This is a genomic window from Oceanirhabdus sp. W0125-5, from assembly GCF_027938815.1.
In the GTDB taxonomy this organism is placed as follows: Bacteria; Bacillota; Clostridia; order Clostridiales; family Clostridiaceae; genus Oceanirhabdus.
This window is the reverse complement of sequence record NZ_CP115913.1, coordinates 3,537,141-3,552,484: the sequence shown is the minus strand read 5'-3', so window position 1 is coordinate 3,552,484 and position 15,344 is coordinate 3,537,141. Positions and strand designations below refer to the sequence as shown.

Below are 15,344 nucleotides of genomic sequence, written 5' to 3'. Positions count from 1 at the left end.
AGAATCATTCACTATTATAAGAAATTAAAGGCACGTGCTATACCAACAATAACACCAATAATTCCTAGAACTAAAAATATTTTAGTTGTATCACTGTCTCCGAATGATTTTCTAATTCTAACAGTTTTGGGATGTTCCCAAAACAATTTTGGTTTTGCAGTAGTCCCTATAATAAGAAGTGAGCTTATTACTATACCAAATAAACCATCCACTTGTCACACATCCTTTCATACTAATAATAAATACTATAAATTAACAAGTCAAGGAGAAGAATGGTAATGCATAATATAAAGCTTTTAAGGCTAGAAGAGAAGTGAATGTTTAAATGAAGGATTGTAGTCTAACTACAATCCTAATAAGAGAGCATAGAAAAGGATTTAATATAGACACCACTTATAGCAATGACTGTGACTGACAATAGCAAGAGAACACTAAGGGGTGTTGACTACGTTCACTGGCTAAAAGTTAGATGTGGTATAAATGTGTTAAAATGACAGTATTTTAATGGAAATTTGGACATGTTAAAATGGTAGTATGCAAATGTTATAGACACTATCTATATTGATTGTTTGTTAAAGGATACGCACTTGTAGAAATCCAAGTTTTTTTAAAATATATATGGATATAATAATATTTAAGTAAAATAAATAATAGGTATGTTAGTAGTAACTTAAATAATAGAATAATAATTATATTTGATTAAATTCTTTCCTCTGAATTAAGAATTCATAAGTAAATTTAGTGTATTTTGAAGGAAATGCAAATAATTTGAAGAATATGAATAAATATATAGAAAGGGGAAGGTAAAATGGCAACTATACATTTTTATAAATTAGATTATTTAAAAAGGGAACAATTTATCAATAGTAATAAGCAAGAAGACTACAAGGATATATACTTAAGCTTTGAAGAATTCGAAAAAGATTTTAAAGGAATAATTAAGAAAAATATAAATAAAGAAAATTGCATTTTATTAGAGGATAGACCTAATTATTCATTAATAGAAATACTTGAATATGGCAAAAGTATTGGTAGTCCAATTGAATGTGATAATATTAATGATTGTGACTTTATTTTTGGGAGGCTTGGACGTAAAAAAGACATAAATGATATGCATAGAAGAAATCAAAAAAGCTTTGAATCGGTAAAAATAGAAAAAAAGAAAGATGAAGAGATAGAAGTATTTACGTATTTTAAAATATTTTTTGAAAGACATGTCAAAAAAGTATCTATAGCTTATTTAACTTCATTGTCTGCACCAAATATTAGAAAGTTAAATAATATAATTACTAGATATCATACTGATAGGAAAAGAATGTTAGATATAACACCTATAATAACTAAAGATGTAGCTAAAATGTTAAAGAAAAAACAACTCATAAATGCAGTTTCATATAAACTAGCGGTACCAACAGATAAAATATTAGGGTTAGATGGAATAGGATTAACTGAAAGTGTATTTGAAGAATTAGAAAATGTTAAGTCTACAGAAATAGTTATTACAATTACTGCCCAGAGGAATAAGAATTTATTAAAAGACAAAGGGAAAATAGAAGAATTTAAGGATCATATATATAAAACACATAAAGGAAGAGTAAAGGATTGTTTAGCAAAGGCAAAAGATGAAGGTCAGAATATGTTACCATACCATTTTTTAGACAATGAATTTATTACAAAAGCTAAATTTAAATATACTAGTCAAGATGGTGATAAGAGAGTTGAAGAAATAAAGAAGACATTGGTTGATAAATATATTTTGCATAGAGGAGAGCTTCTGGATTATATGAAATAAGGAAGTGAAAGAATTGAAAGAATTTAGAAAGCAACTAAAACGAAATCTTTGGAATATAGGACTATTAATTGTATCATTACTTATGGTATTTTTAATGATTAAACACGGTATACTAGAGGTGGATTCTACATTAACTACATCAGATCATTTTAATTTTCTAACGATCAATTCAATTTTAGCAGGATTTTTGTTTACAGGGTTAGGCATAATGATAAGTGGGTTAAGCAAAGAGAAAGTTTTAAGATTAGAAAGTGCAGGATATCTTGATAAATATTATTTTGCTATTTATACTGCAATATTTTTAAATATTTTAAGTATAGTAGCTGCTATAATGATAATATATAATGAAAAATATAATACCATTGACTTTATTTTATATATGGAACAAATTTCATTATTGTTATCAATAATATTTTTTATAAAATCTATGAATAATCTAAGAAAAATCATAAACAAGATAAGAAAAAGTAATTAAGAGCCATTTCGGCTCTTTTTTATATAAAAATAAAATATATTAACGAAAAAATGGGCTTTGCGAAGGTCTAATCTAATAAAAAATTGAAAAAGTAATTAATAGCAAGGTGATGATTTCCAATCATCTCCTATGACTCTTTGGGTGATTATTTTTACATTTGTGTAAAAATAGGCTAGTTGTATTAAGTTATGTTGTAGGTAATTGAGAACAAGTTTATTTAAATTATGAGGAAGTTATTTTGTGTGGAGAGTATAAGTAAATGGTTTTGGACTAGTTCAAGCGATGCGGATGGATTATTGGGGCTTTAGAGGTATGAGTAGAGGTTAAGAAAAGATATCTCTAAAGTTACTGCATCTGTTGAGTTTGTTGAAAGCGACATTATTGTTAAATTGACAGTTAAGTTTAGAAATCTCTATGTTTATTAGGATAAGAGATTTTTCTCTGAAGGTTGTAATGAATTTTTGTGCTAATCTTCTGAATACATCCGCACATCCAAAGTTAATGTGTTTGATAAAAGCACAAAATGTAAAGTGATAGTTCCAGAAAGAATAGATTACTTATTAGATTGCATCACAATTTAAATTTAATAATATCTATATCCTAAATACATAAAAATATATGTGTTGATAGAAATGAAAGATGTTAAGGTGAGCTTTTTAGTATTTTAAAATAATTTAATATTTGTAAATTATATTCCCTCATACTGATGTTTGAGGGAATTATTTTTATAGGTACTTATTTTTGACAAACACAGCATAAATTCTCCAAATTAGAAGGAATTCCACCTTAATATATAGAATATTTATCATTGATAGAATATTAAGGAATAAAATAATAACATTTACATGTATATAAGATTATTGAGTTTAAACCAAATTATTAACGATTTTAATTTATTTATACATGTTTCATGTTTATTAAGTTCTTAAAACTTTAATTAGTAACTAAAGACATAAGCAATGATAAATCTAATTGACAAAAAGGAGAAATTAAAATACAGAATTTTAATGAAAAAGTGAACTTTATATGGAAGATAGCAGAATTATTAAGAGGTCTATATGGACCAGAAAAATATGGTGATGTAATTTTACTAATGGCAGTATTAAGACGTTTTAAACAAGTAATAACTTTATAGTTATTACCTCGACAACTGGGGTCTTAACATAAACTGGAAGTTTATGTTTGCTATAAATTAAAAAATGTTTCTCATCTTAGTAGCAGTATCATCGCAAATAGATAAGGATATGAACTTGTTTCCATTGAAACACGAGTGAAGACAGGGTTGGTAATAGATTTTAACATAGGTTATATATTGAATTAAAAAATGAAATATTTGGAGGCATAATTATGATTACATCAGAAGAGATTAAAAGAAGATTATGGGATGGAGCAAATGAGTTAAGAGGTTCCATGGATGCAAGCCGTTACAAGGATTATATGCTTGGCTTAATGTTCTACAAGTTTTTGAGTGATAAAACATTAGAAACTTTTAAAATAACTGCAGGAGTAGGTCAATTATCAGAAAATGAGTTAGTTGATGAGTATGCTAAGGCAAAGACTGAGTATGGAGATAAACTTGAAAAAATGATACAAGGTGTGTTGGGGTATTATGTATCTCCAGAATATCTTTATCAAACATGGCTTAATGATATTAGTTCAGGGAATTTTGAAGTTCAAAAGGTTACAGATAGCCTTAATAGTTTTGAAAGAACAATAGCTGTATCTGGTGATTCAAGTGACTTTAAGGGACTATTCTCTAGTTCGACTCTTGATTTGACAGATACAGCTTTAGGTAGCAATTTAAATGAACGAAGTAAAAATATTAAAGCACTAATACTGCTATTTGCAGACCTTAACATGGTAGCATTACAAAAAGGGGATGTTCTTGGAGATGCATATGAGTATTTGATTGGCCAGTTTGCAATGGAATCCGGAAAGAAGGCAGGAGAATTCTATACCCCACATCAAGTAAGTGAAGTTATGGCTCAGATAGTTGCGAAATCATCAAAAATTACATCAATATATGATCCAACAGTTGGGTCGGGTTCATTACTTTTAACAGTAAAAAAGCACTTGGATAAGAATGTTCAAAAAGAGTTGGAGTATTATGGTCAGGAAAAGAATACAGCTACATATAATTTGACTCGTATGAATCTACTTCTTCATGGAGTGAGTCCAAAAAAAATGACAATCAAGAATGGTGATACTCTTTCGCATGATTGGCCAGAAAATCCAGAAAACCCAAATGAAGGAGTGCAATTTGATGCGGTTGTTATGAATCCACCTTATTCAGTGAAAAATTGGAATAAAGCAGGGTTAAAGGTAAGTGATCCCCGTTTTGATTTAGCAGGTACTTTACCTCCAGACTCAAAAGGAGATTTGGCATTTTTACTACATGGATTATATCATTTGGGAACAAATGGAACTATGGCAATTGTATTACCTCATGGGGTTTTATTTCGTGGTTCTGCTGAGGGGAAAATCCGTAAAAGATTATTAGATAAGAGTCGTATTGATGCAATTATTGGTTTGCCAAATAATCTATTTACAAATACAGGAATTCCAGTTGTGATAATAATATTAAAAAAGAATCGTAAAATTGATGCTCCAGTACTTATTATTGATGCATCAAATAGCTTTATTAAAGTAGGAAAGCAAAATGTACTTCAGGAAAAAGACATTGCAAAAATAGTAGATGTGTACATGGAAAAGGCGAAAATACCTGGATATAGTAATCTAGCTACACGTGAAGACATCAAGAAAAATGAATATAATATGAATATTCCTCGTTACGTTAAAGCTATCGATACAGAAATTAGTCAAGATGTGGATGCTCATTTGTTAGGTGGAATTCCACTAAAAAATATTGACGATTTATCAGTCTTGCAAGCACTTGTTCCAGACGTCTTGAATCGCTACTTGCAAACAATTCGTCCTGGATATGTCAATCTTACAAAGCCAGTATGTGAATTAACAAGCGAGATTCTAAATGATGTTCGGATTACTACTATGTCTGATGATATCAGAATAAAAACAAATGATTATATAGAGCAATATTGGAATGTTTTACGAAATGTTGATAGTTCTACTGATCTTATAGATCTTATGGAAGAAATGCTTAATAGCATCAAGAACATCTTATCCGATTATCAGTATATTGATGTATATGATGGATACCAGATTATTGCGGAAATTTGGAAAGATGCATTAACACATGATACAGAGATTATTGCCAATGCGGGATTTTATCAGATAGGCCGTACACGTGAACCTAATATGATAACAAAGGGTTCAGGAAGCAATAAACGAGAGGAACAAGATGGCTGGGTTGGAAGTATTATTCCTAATGATTTGATTGCAAAGGAACTTTATTATGCAGAATTAGAAGCAATTGAAAATAAAAGAGATTCCATTCAAGGGATAGAGACAGAATTAGCTGATTTGATAGAAGCTGCAAAAGTTGAAGATAGTGAAGAAAATAATGCTTTATATGATACTTTAAAAAAGAACAAGGATGATGAACCTGGGGATGCTTTTGACAACAAATTAGTGAAGGCAGAGTTAAAGAAAGCTGATAAGGGTTCAGAAGAATATGGGTTACTAAAAAAGGTTGAAACATTAATAAATAAAAAATCTTCGCTTACTAAAGCTATCAAATCTGAAGAAAAAGAGCTTAAGGATGCAGTACAAGAACGAATTTTAGTATTAACAGATGAGGAAATAGATAATCTGATGTATAAAAAATGGTTTGGAAGTACTATTGAAAAAATGGTGGGTTTAGTACAAATTCCATTGAAAGCTGAATTAAACTCGTTACAAATGATACAGGAACGTTATGCAAATACACTATCAGATATAGATATAGAAATAGAGAGCTTGATGAGTGACTTTGAAGCACTTAAGAACGAATTGGTGGTGAAATAATGAGCGAAAATGAGAAAACTGTACCGAAAAGACGATTTAAAGAGTTCAATAATGCTGAAGCTTGGGAACCGCGTAAGTTAAAAGATGTATCTACATACTCAAATGGTGGTAGTTTTGAAAATGATATCCAAGAAAAAGGGCGATATGAACTTATTACACTTAAATCAGTTGATATGGGTGGAAATCTAGTTCATTCTGGTCGATATGTTGATATTGAAGTGCCGACATTAACTAAAGGAACTCTTGTTATGGTTCTTAGTGAGCAGTCACCCGGTTTACTTGGAATGACCGCACAAATACCTATAGATAATACGTATATTCTTAATCAACGTGTCGCAGAAATACGTCCAAATCAAAGTGTTGATAGCTATTTTTTATCAATGGCAATTAACAAAAATCAACAATACTTTAGTAGATGTGGGGCAGGTACAAAAGTACAAAATATTTCAAAGTCGAATGTTGAAAACTATGAATTTTTATGCCCGCTACTTCAAGAACAACAAAAAATCGGGCAGTTTTTTAACAAACTTGATAACCTTATAACCTTTCATCAGAGTAAGTTAGATAAGACGAAAGCATTAAAAAAAGCATATCTTACGGAAATGTTTCCTGCTGAAGGAGAGCGTAAGCCAAAACTAAGATTTGCTGGTTTTACTGACGATTGGGAACAGCGTAAGTTGGGAGAAGTGCTGAAATATGAGCAACCAACAAAATATATTGTCAAAAGTACAGATTATGATGATGCTTATCAAACACCTGTATTAACCGCAGGACAAAGCTTTGTGTTGGGATATACAAATGAAACTGGTGGTATTTATCATGCTGATTTTGATAGTCCAGTAATAATATTTGATGACTTTACAATTTCATCACATTATGTTGATTTCCCTTTTAAAGTTAAGAGTTCAGCAATGAAACTTTTAACTTTAAAACAAGAAAATGATAATCTTTATTTTGTTTATAATGTAATGAAAAATATAAATTATATTCCACAAAGTCATGAACGTCATTGGATTTCAAAATTCTCTGAATTTAAAATTTTTGTTCCTAGTCTTGTAGAACAAGATAAGATTGGCGATTTTTTCGAGAACCTCGACAACCTTATCAACCTTCATCAGGATAAGCTTGATAAAATACAAAAAATAAAAAACGCATACTTAAATGAAATGTTTATTTAGAGGGGAGCGAATGTGATGAGTAATGCACCTAAAAATGCTTCTGAAAGGGCTTTTCAGGAGAATTTTGTGAAAGAACTAGAAAAATATAAATGGGAGTCTCCTGATTACTTAAATGGAAATAAGAAGAAAGTAACCGTATCTGATCTAATTAATCATTGGCGAGGTGAGTTGAATCGTATAAATGCGGATCAACTTGAAGGTGTAGAGTTAACGGATAATGAATTTAAACAGGTAATGACTAAGGTAGGTCAAATCAGCAATAGTTATGAAGCTGCTAAAATATTATCAATTGAAGAATCAAAAGGAAAAATTGATGGGATTTACCGTGATGATAATCCCAATGTAACTAGGAAACAGATTACTTTAACTATATTAAAAAAAGCTGAGGTAAGTGGCGGTGACTCAAGTTACCGTGTTGCAAGGGAGGTAGTAACATCTAATGATAATCGATTTGATATAGTATTACTAGTTAATGGATTACCCTTAATTAATATAGAACAAAAACGTACGGATAAGTCGTTAGATGAAGCGTACAATCAGTTTATCAGGTATTATGGGGATGGTGAATATTGTAATAATTTCATGGCATTTTCACAGATGATGGTAATAACTACGGAGATAGAAACTCGTTATTTTGCAACACCAAAATCTATTAATGATTTTAATCCTGCATTTGCTTTTCATTGGGCAGATAAAGAGAATAAAACGGTAAATAATTGGCAGAAAGTTATTGAGCATTTTTTGATGATACCTATGGCACATCAAATGGTTGGAGATTATTTAGTGATTGATGAGGCGAAAGAAGAAGAAAACAGGAAGCATATGCTGATGCGTCCGTATCAAGTTTACGCATTGCAAGCAGTAGAAGGTGCTGCCTTTGGGTGGGATAATGAAGGTATACACCATGGTGGATTTGTTTGGCATACAACTGGTTCTGGAAAAACAATTACTAGTTTTAAGACAGCATTATTTTTATCTACGCGTGCAGGATTTGATAAGGTAGTATTTTTGGTTGATAGAAGAGCATTGGATAGGACTACTAGCGATAATTTTAAGGCGTATGCAGCTTATGAGCCAGTAACGGTTGATGACACAAAACATACCTATCAATTAAAAAAGCAGCTTAAATTAAGGAAATCAGGAATTGTAGTTACAACCACATTTAAACTTAATGCACTTGTAAAGGAATTAGAAGAAGCACAAGACAACACTTTAGCAGATAAAAGAATTGTATTTATTGTAGATGAAGCTCATCGAACAACTATGGGACAGATGATGGGAACGATAAAAAACTATTTCAAAAAGAATGGTTTATTCTATGGGTTTACAGGAACACCTTTATTTGATGAAAATAATATTAAAGGGAAAATAAATCAGAAAAGTGAAGTAATTAACACTACTGAAAAGCTATTTGGACCAAAACTTCATCAATATACCATTGACGAAGCAATTTCTGATGGGAATGTATTAGGTTTCCATGTTGATTATATTAATACAGGAGAGTTTAAGAGTTATGACGACTTGCGTGATCAGCTTATAGATAAAATTAAAGAAGAAAAGCCAGAACTTAGCGAAAGAGAAGTTGAGCGTCTAGTTCAAGGGTGGTCTGAAGCTGAAGTAGAGTTACAGTCTAAAAACCGAAGAATACTTCAATACCATGATGAAACGCATATTCCTAGAGTTGTAGAAGAAATTCTTTATAATTGGGAATCGCAGTCGCAAGGTCGGGAATTTAATGCAATTTTGACTGTTGCTTATAAAAATCGTGTAATTGCTTACTATGATGAGTTTAAGAAACAGATGGATGAGCGTGGTGTCAAGTTAAATGTGGCAATGACATTTAGTTTTGGTAATGAAAATGCCCCTGATAATGTGCCTACTGAAATTATCAAAGGTATGTTTAAAGATTATGCTGAATTTACAGGGATCGAATTTATTGCTGGAGATAAAAAACATGGTGAAGATGCGTATTTTGAGGATGTTGTAGAACGTGCTACTCGTGGAGGTAGTGGAAGGAATCAGAAAAATATTGATTTGGTAATTGTGGCCGACCAACTTTTAACTGGCTATGATTCAAAACGCCTTAATACGCTTTATGTTGATCGAGCACTTGAACTTCAAGGATTAATTCAAGCTTATTCACGGACAAATCGTGTTTTTGGTAATACGAAAGAGTTTGGCACGATTGTTAATTTTCAGTATCCTCGATTAACTGAGAAAACTGTGGATATAGCATTAGAGTTGTACGGTAGTGGAGGTAAGAGTAGTAAAGCAATTGTGGACACATATGATACTGCAGTTAAAAAATTAACCATAAAAATTAATGAAATGATTCCCACATTACCAGATCCAACTGAGTGGGCATTAATCAAAGATAATAAAGATAAAAAAGAAGCCTTTATCCTTGCTTTTAAAGACGCAGCTGAACAGCTGAATTTAGTAAAACAATATTATGTATTCAAATGGGATGATACAGCTTTTGGTATTGATGAACATACCTGGTTAAAATATTTTGGAGCATATAAAAACTTGATGCATAAACCGGGTACTCAGCCACTGCCATTATCTATCAATGCTCTTGTTGGGAAAACAAAATTAGCTGGTACTCAAGTGATTGATGCATCGCATATTTTAGGTTTGATTGGATCTAAAGTTAGTAATATCGGTGGTGTACAAACAGTAGACGGGGAAACCCTCCGCATAATCTATGAGCAAATTCAAGAACTGAGTGATATGGGTGAGGATAATAAAGCACATCTGCTAAAGGAGTTTGTAGATACTGAATTAGTACCTGGAAATTTGCCTTCTAATTTACAGTTTGATAATGCTTTCGATGGATGGAAAAAGGATAAACTAAAATCTGACAATGATGATTTAGCAGACAAATGGGGAATTGACAGAGCGTGGCTTTTTAAATCTATGAATGCATTTTCAGTAACCAAAGATGAAGTGGTACCTTATATGGAGGAAATAACGAAAAGTGTGGATTATGATAGGGCTATGGATAAATCAGCAGGTAACAAGTTAAAACATATGATGATATTAACAAGTAAATTACCAGAGTTGATAGCTGAGATCAAACAAAAATATGATTAAAATTGTAGTAAGATGTAAGTACTAAAAGGTGGCTACAAAGGACCCGAGGTGGATATCTATCTTGGGTTCTTTGTGTCTGAGTTTGTATAAGGTACAAGGAGTAGTATTATTATAAAATAAATATATATTTAGATTGAAAAGATAGTTTAAGGCACTCCTAAAGCTTCATCAAGTACCTCATGGGTAAAAAATAGCAAGACGTACCTAAAGATTCGCCAAGTACCTCAGGGGTGCTTCTGAAGGAACGAAGTGACTGAAGTTGCTACATTTATGAAAGGATTCGAACTTGATTTGCTTAGATTGATAAAAGGAAGTGGAACATTTTTTATATCCATGATCAAAGTTAAATGCAAAATATTGATATAAAAAATAATAAGTAGTTAAGTAAAGATAAAAATTGCAAAAGTGAGGATTAGATATATGGAACATGATTATGCAGCAAAAATGAGAATAACTGATATTGTAGTACAAGCAAATGAACAAGTTAAACGAATTATAAAAAGAATAAATAATGGAGAACAAGTTGATATAAAAGTTAGGGCAGTAGAAATGAAAAACATAGAAAATTACGATAAAGAACAGGTACAAATACTTTATCATAATTGTGATAAACGTATTTGTAATTTAAGTAATATAATAGAAGAATCAATTATTAAGGATTTAAAAGAAGAAAAAAATTTTAAAGCCAATATGGAAAATTCTATTAAGCATTTTCCTAATAACTCATTGCATACAAATCCAGGTTCTTTAAAAGATAGTTTCTGTAACCTAAAAGAATTTTTTGTGAAAAATTTGAAAATGAATATGATAATAAAATATTTATATCTGACCCTATAATAATATATAAATCTTTGGTATTTTTCATTGTGGAGTTAGAAAGAGAATTTGCACAAAGATACATAATAATGCCACCTGTAAAAGAAAATTATGATAATTGGTTAGTATCATTTATAAATCAAGTTATTGATATATTATTTGATTACTGGAGAGAATCTTTATATTTAAATTTAAAGTATTCTACAACAAGTGTAGAAATGTCAGATGATGAAGTTATACGATTAGCCACTCAAGATTTAACAGTGGGAAGAGGCTTGCCACATTTAAGTATTTTCAATAAGATATCGTCACAGAATTATGAGGGAAGAGCTTGTAGAGGGAAAATTACTTTTGTAGATTATAGTATTAAAAAAGAAGATTATATTGAATTTAAGAATAAAATTAGCATTAGTGAGGAAAATATTAGACTGATTAGAAAATTGTTAGAAATGACAGAAGGAGAATATACTCTTTATGCATATAAGGATTGTATATATGGGTTGGGAGCAATTAAAGGAATTTTAGATGTACAAAGTATAGAGTTTTTTGGTTATGCAAAATGGAGAATGTTATTTAATTATGATGAAATTTTAAGATATCATAATGGAGAAGTACTTTTGCCTAAAACAGATTTTAGTAAAGAATATAATAAAAGGATTATAGAAAATTTTTTTCTTAGGAGCAAAGGTGAAAAGAATTTAAGTATATTATATTCATTAATTGAAGAAGCAACCAAACAAAAACATGGAACTATGATTTTAATTTCGGCAGAAGCTGAATATGAAGCAAATAGATTAAGTAAAAATGGAAGAGGTACAAAAATAAATCCATTAGAATTAAATAAAGAAATGATATTAAATATTTCATCTATAGATGGAGCTTTGCTATTAGATTTAACTGGTAAATGTCATGCTATAGGTGTACTTGTAGATGGCGTATCTAATGGTAGAGGGAAGCCAGCAAGAGGTGCTAGGTATAACTCAGGTAATGATTATGTCAGATGGAGAAATAAAAAGAGTAACAAATGTATAGCAGTTATTATATCAGAGGATAAAAGTGTTGACATAATTAATTAAAATAAAAATGATATAAATTGTTAGAAGCAAGTTCGTCGGCAAAGCCTCCCTACTATGAGTACCGGTGCTGAAGAACAAAGTATGAACAAAAAACAGAGCAAGTAAAACTGTCTGCTACACTTACAGGTTTTACAATGGGGTTAGGTTAACAACCTAAAAAATGTAAAATTAAACAACGAAAGATATTAATGTATTGTTAATAAATCGATTAGTTAGCTGTATGTTTATATTTTTGGTTTTGGACGTGAGTTCTTACATAAATGTAATATTGATTACCATTTTTGTTGGTTAATTTGATGAAAAGGAAAATCTTAAAAAAGATAGTGTTTAGAGCTGAATAGGTGGAACAGTTAAGTTTATTATAAAGAACTTATTATAAAACTTAACTATAAAATTATTTGAAGTATACTTTGTATAAACTTACAACCAGTTTTAAATTTTAGAATTAAACATATAGAAAGATAATTGTTTTAGAAATAAAAGTAATAATTAATATGATAATATTTGGAGGAGAAAAATGTATTATCCAACCGAAAATGAAGTGATAAACGCAGTTGTTTCCAAACTGAAGAGCTTCCATTTTAAAGTATTAAGTACATGTAATACAAAAGAACGAGGAATTGATATTATATCAGAAAAGGATAACTACAAATTATTAATTGAGGCTAAAGGTGGCACTAGCTCAAAAGAAAATACTAAAAAATATGGAGTTCCATTTGATAGGAATCAAGCAAAAACTCATATATCAGTAGCAATTTTAAAAACTATGGAACTTATTACAAAATATAAAGACCAACCTGAATATATTTTTGGTATTGCACTACCATATGAGAAAAATCATTTAGAGTTTATTGAAAGAGTAAAATATACTTTAAATGAATTGGGAATTGTGATATTTTGGGTTAAAAGGGAAGAGGTAACAATAGAGAATAGTAATTTAATTGAAGGAATTATGAATGAGATGATAGATGAAGCTCAAATTTTACAGGAGTTTAAATGTTTCCTAAGAAAGAAAGATCTTAAAGAAACATCTGTAAAAGATGATATATCAAGAATAAATATGATGAAGAAACGAAATATAATCTATTCAAAAGGAGAAGATTATGCTCGAGAGTTACTGTATAATTCGGGTCTTTCACGTAGTACAATCGTTAGTTGTTTAAGAGTATGTAGATATTATAAGGAGTATCTTGAGCAAAAAGTGAAGTAAATAACAAGGACGAATTAATAGTTTCACATGACTGGCAAGCCACTTGTGCATTATGTTGCTTAGAACTTTTTAAAAATGTAAAAAGAACACCGTAGATCATATAAGAGATTGGGGACCAGAACATAGTAAGATGGGTAAGGGCGTTGCTTTGTGTTTAGAAGTTCTTAAGAAGTTGAAAGAGTTATTGAATGGAATGGAGTTGTAGTAGAGTAAGAAGTTGAACTATGTAAATGGTATATAATATTCTTTTAACTTAAAAATAGAAAGAGGAATTCATAAGCGACATTAGAAATGAAGAACCTTGAATGTCGAGTTAAAAATGATAATAAAAAAAGGGGGGGAATCTGTGAAAGGGGAGTATTTAGAAATTATTAGTATTAGTGAACCGCTTAATGAACGATTTACCAAGAATTCGATTAAGTGGGTTGATGATATTGAAAAAAGACATATTGAGATTATAGAACGCGAAAAAACTATTGAGATTACATTTAGCAATAACGAAGTAAGAAAATATGGTTATACTACATATGACAAAATATGTAATACCGAGAAAATATGTAATACCGAGAAAATAAATCTGAATTTCACATATATAAAAGATTTAAGTGTTGAGTGTAAAGAAATTATATTAGATTCACAATATAGCTTTTTTGATGGAGATACTCAATTCATAGGATGTAATTTTCTCAACCACAATGTAAACTTCAACAATTGCATTTTCAAGGGAGACATTTTGAATTTTACTTCATCAGTATTTGAAGGAAATGTTATATTTGAATTATCTACTGTGTTGGTTAACGAAGTAAATTTCGATTACATAAAACTGAATTACAATGAATTATGTTTTAAGAGTACGTTTTTTCTGAGCGATTTAGTGAGCTTTTATAAAGTTAAAGTCTGCAGTCATGTTGAGTTTTACAGAACTAAATTACCTATGGCAATGTTAGTGTTTAGGGAATCGGACTTAGATAATAAGAAGGTGATATTTAATAAAGTAGTTGTACATAGATTTGTAATTAAAAATTGTATAATTAATTGTCATCTTTCGATAAAGTTAGAGAAGGTTAATTATATCGCTATAAACGGTTGTATTATTCATGGTACTGTAAATATGGATACAATTCAATTTAGCAATGTAAAAGGCTTAAATCTAGTTAGAACTAGGATAATAGGGCAAATCTACATTCATTGGAGTAAAGAACTTAAACAAGCTATCAATCAAGGAATTGCTTTTAAATACGTTGAGGAGATAACTACTTTTATAAACCCTTCTAATAAGGAGTTAGCAGAGCAGTTTGTATTGTTAAAGGAGAATTTCAGTAATTTAGGACAGTATGGTGATGAAGACAACTCATATGTAGAATTCAAAAGATATGAAGCATTGTCAAAACTAGATAGGTGTAAAAGTCAAAATGTATTTTGCAGAAATTTTGGTCGATTTAAGTATTATGGACAACGTGTTATATATGATTTGGTGGGAGGTTATGGAACAAAACCCATGAGCGTGTTTATTACAATGATTATTGTATGGCTAGGCTTTGCAGGAATATATGCATGCTTTCCAAATGTTGAACTAGGCTTTAGTGAAAAACTTGCTGGAATAGACAAAATTAAACATATTTATTTTAGTGTAATTACATTTTTGACAATAGGATATGGTGATATTAGTCCTTTAAATGACCTAAGTGCGTTATTATCTATGGTTGAAGGATTTTTAGGAATATTTCTAATGTCTTATTTTACAGTTTCTTTTGTAAGAAAACTCCTAAGATGATAT

Annotated in this window: 11 protein-coding genes; 10 read left to right on the top strand and 1 reads right to left on the bottom strand. The window is 30.2% G+C overall.

What is annotated here, in order from left to right; genetic code table 11:
* Window positions 1-14: 14 nt before the first annotated feature.
* Window positions 15-212 (bottom strand): hypothetical protein, encoded by a 198-nt coding sequence (locus OW730_RS16420; RefSeq protein WP_271225134.1) that lies wholly within the window; start codon window positions 210-212, stop codon window positions 15-17.
* A 596-nt stretch (window positions 213-808) separates the two neighbouring features.
* Here OW730_RS16420 and OW730_RS16415 point away from each other — a divergent pair.
* From OW730_RS16415 to OW730_RS16370, 10 genes are all read left to right on the top strand, one after another.
* Complete coding sequence (locus OW730_RS16415) at window positions 809-1,792, top strand: hypothetical protein (RefSeq protein WP_271225133.1); 984 nt, start codon at window positions 809-811, stop codon at window positions 1,790-1,792.
* 4 nt (window positions 1,793-1,796) lie between these two features.
* A complete protein-coding gene (locus OW730_RS16410) occupies window positions 1,797-2,267 on the top strand; it encodes a hypothetical protein (protein WP_271225132.1) in 471 nt (156 codons plus the stop codon).
* A 1,015-nt stretch (window positions 2,268-3,282) separates the two neighbouring features.
* Window positions 3,283-3,402 carry a type I restriction-modification system subunit M N-terminal domain-containing protein gene (locus OW730_RS16405; protein WP_271225131.1) on the top strand — a complete coding sequence of 40 codons (120 nt, stop codon included), beginning with the start codon at window positions 3,283-3,285 and terminating at the stop codon, window positions 3,400-3,402.
* Window positions 3,403-3,614: 212 nt separating this feature from the next.
* Window positions 3,615-6,191 (top strand): type I restriction-modification system subunit M, encoded by a 2,577-nt coding sequence (locus tag OW730_RS16400; RefSeq protein ID WP_271225130.1) that lies wholly within the window; start codon window positions 3,615-3,617, stop codon window positions 6,189-6,191.
* Complete coding sequence (locus tag OW730_RS16395; RefSeq protein WP_271225129.1) at window positions 6,191-7,369, top strand: restriction endonuclease subunit S; 1,179 nt, start codon at window positions 6,191-6,193, stop codon at window positions 7,367-7,369. Before OW730_RS16400 ends, OW730_RS16395 begins: the two co-directional genes overlap by 1 nt.
* Window positions 7,370-7,384: 15 nt before the next feature.
* Complete coding sequence (locus tag OW730_RS16390; protein WP_271225128.1) at window positions 7,385-10,465, top strand: type I restriction endonuclease subunit R; 3,081 nt, start codon at window positions 7,385-7,387, stop codon at window positions 10,463-10,465.
* A 420-nt stretch (window positions 10,466-10,885) separates the two neighbouring features.
* A complete protein-coding gene (locus OW730_RS16385; RefSeq protein WP_271225127.1) occupies window positions 10,886-11,302 on the top strand; it encodes a hypothetical protein in 417 nt (138 codons plus the stop codon).
* Window positions 11,303-11,331: 29 nt separating this feature from the next.
* On the top strand, window positions 11,332-12,357 hold the full coding sequence (locus OW730_RS16380; protein ID WP_271225126.1) for a diadenylate cyclase: 1,026 nt from the start codon (window positions 11,332-11,334) through the stop codon (window positions 12,355-12,357).
* Between the two features lie 517 nt (window positions 12,358-12,874).
* On the top strand, window positions 12,875-13,567 hold the full coding sequence (locus OW730_RS16375; protein WP_271225125.1) for a hypothetical protein: 693 nt from the start codon (window positions 12,875-12,877) through the stop codon (window positions 13,565-13,567).
* A gap of 346 nt (window positions 13,568-13,913) precedes the next feature.
* Window positions 13,914-15,341, top strand: a complete 1,428-nt coding sequence (locus OW730_RS16370) for a potassium channel family protein (protein WP_271225124.1) — start codon at window positions 13,914-13,916, stop codon at window positions 15,339-15,341.
* Window positions 15,342-15,344: the final 3 nt, after the last annotated feature.

What these genes read in the sequence shown, in the direction of transcription:
- OW730_RS16415 (WP_271225133.1), top strand. Translation starts at nt 809, where the DNA reads ATGGCAACTATACATTTTTATAAATTAGATTATTTAAAAAGGGAACAA.
- OW730_RS16400 (WP_271225130.1), top strand. Translation starts at nt 3,615, where the DNA reads ATGATTACATCAGAAGAGATTAAAAGAAGATTATGGGATGGAGCAAAT.
- OW730_RS16395 (WP_271225129.1), top strand. Translation starts at nt 6,191, where the DNA reads ATGAGCGAAAATGAGAAAACTGTACCGAAAAGACGATTTAAAGAGTTC.
- OW730_RS16390 (WP_271225128.1), top strand. Translation starts at nt 7,385, where the DNA reads ATGAGTAATGCACCTAAAAATGCTTCTGAAAGGGCTTTTCAGGAGAAT.
- OW730_RS16385 (WP_271225127.1), top strand. Translation starts at nt 10,886, where the DNA reads ATGGAACATGATTATGCAGCAAAAATGAGAATAACTGATATTGTAGTA.
- OW730_RS16375 (WP_271225125.1), top strand. Translation starts at nt 12,875, where the DNA reads ATGTATTATCCAACCGAAAATGAAGTGATAAACGCAGTTGTTTCCAAA.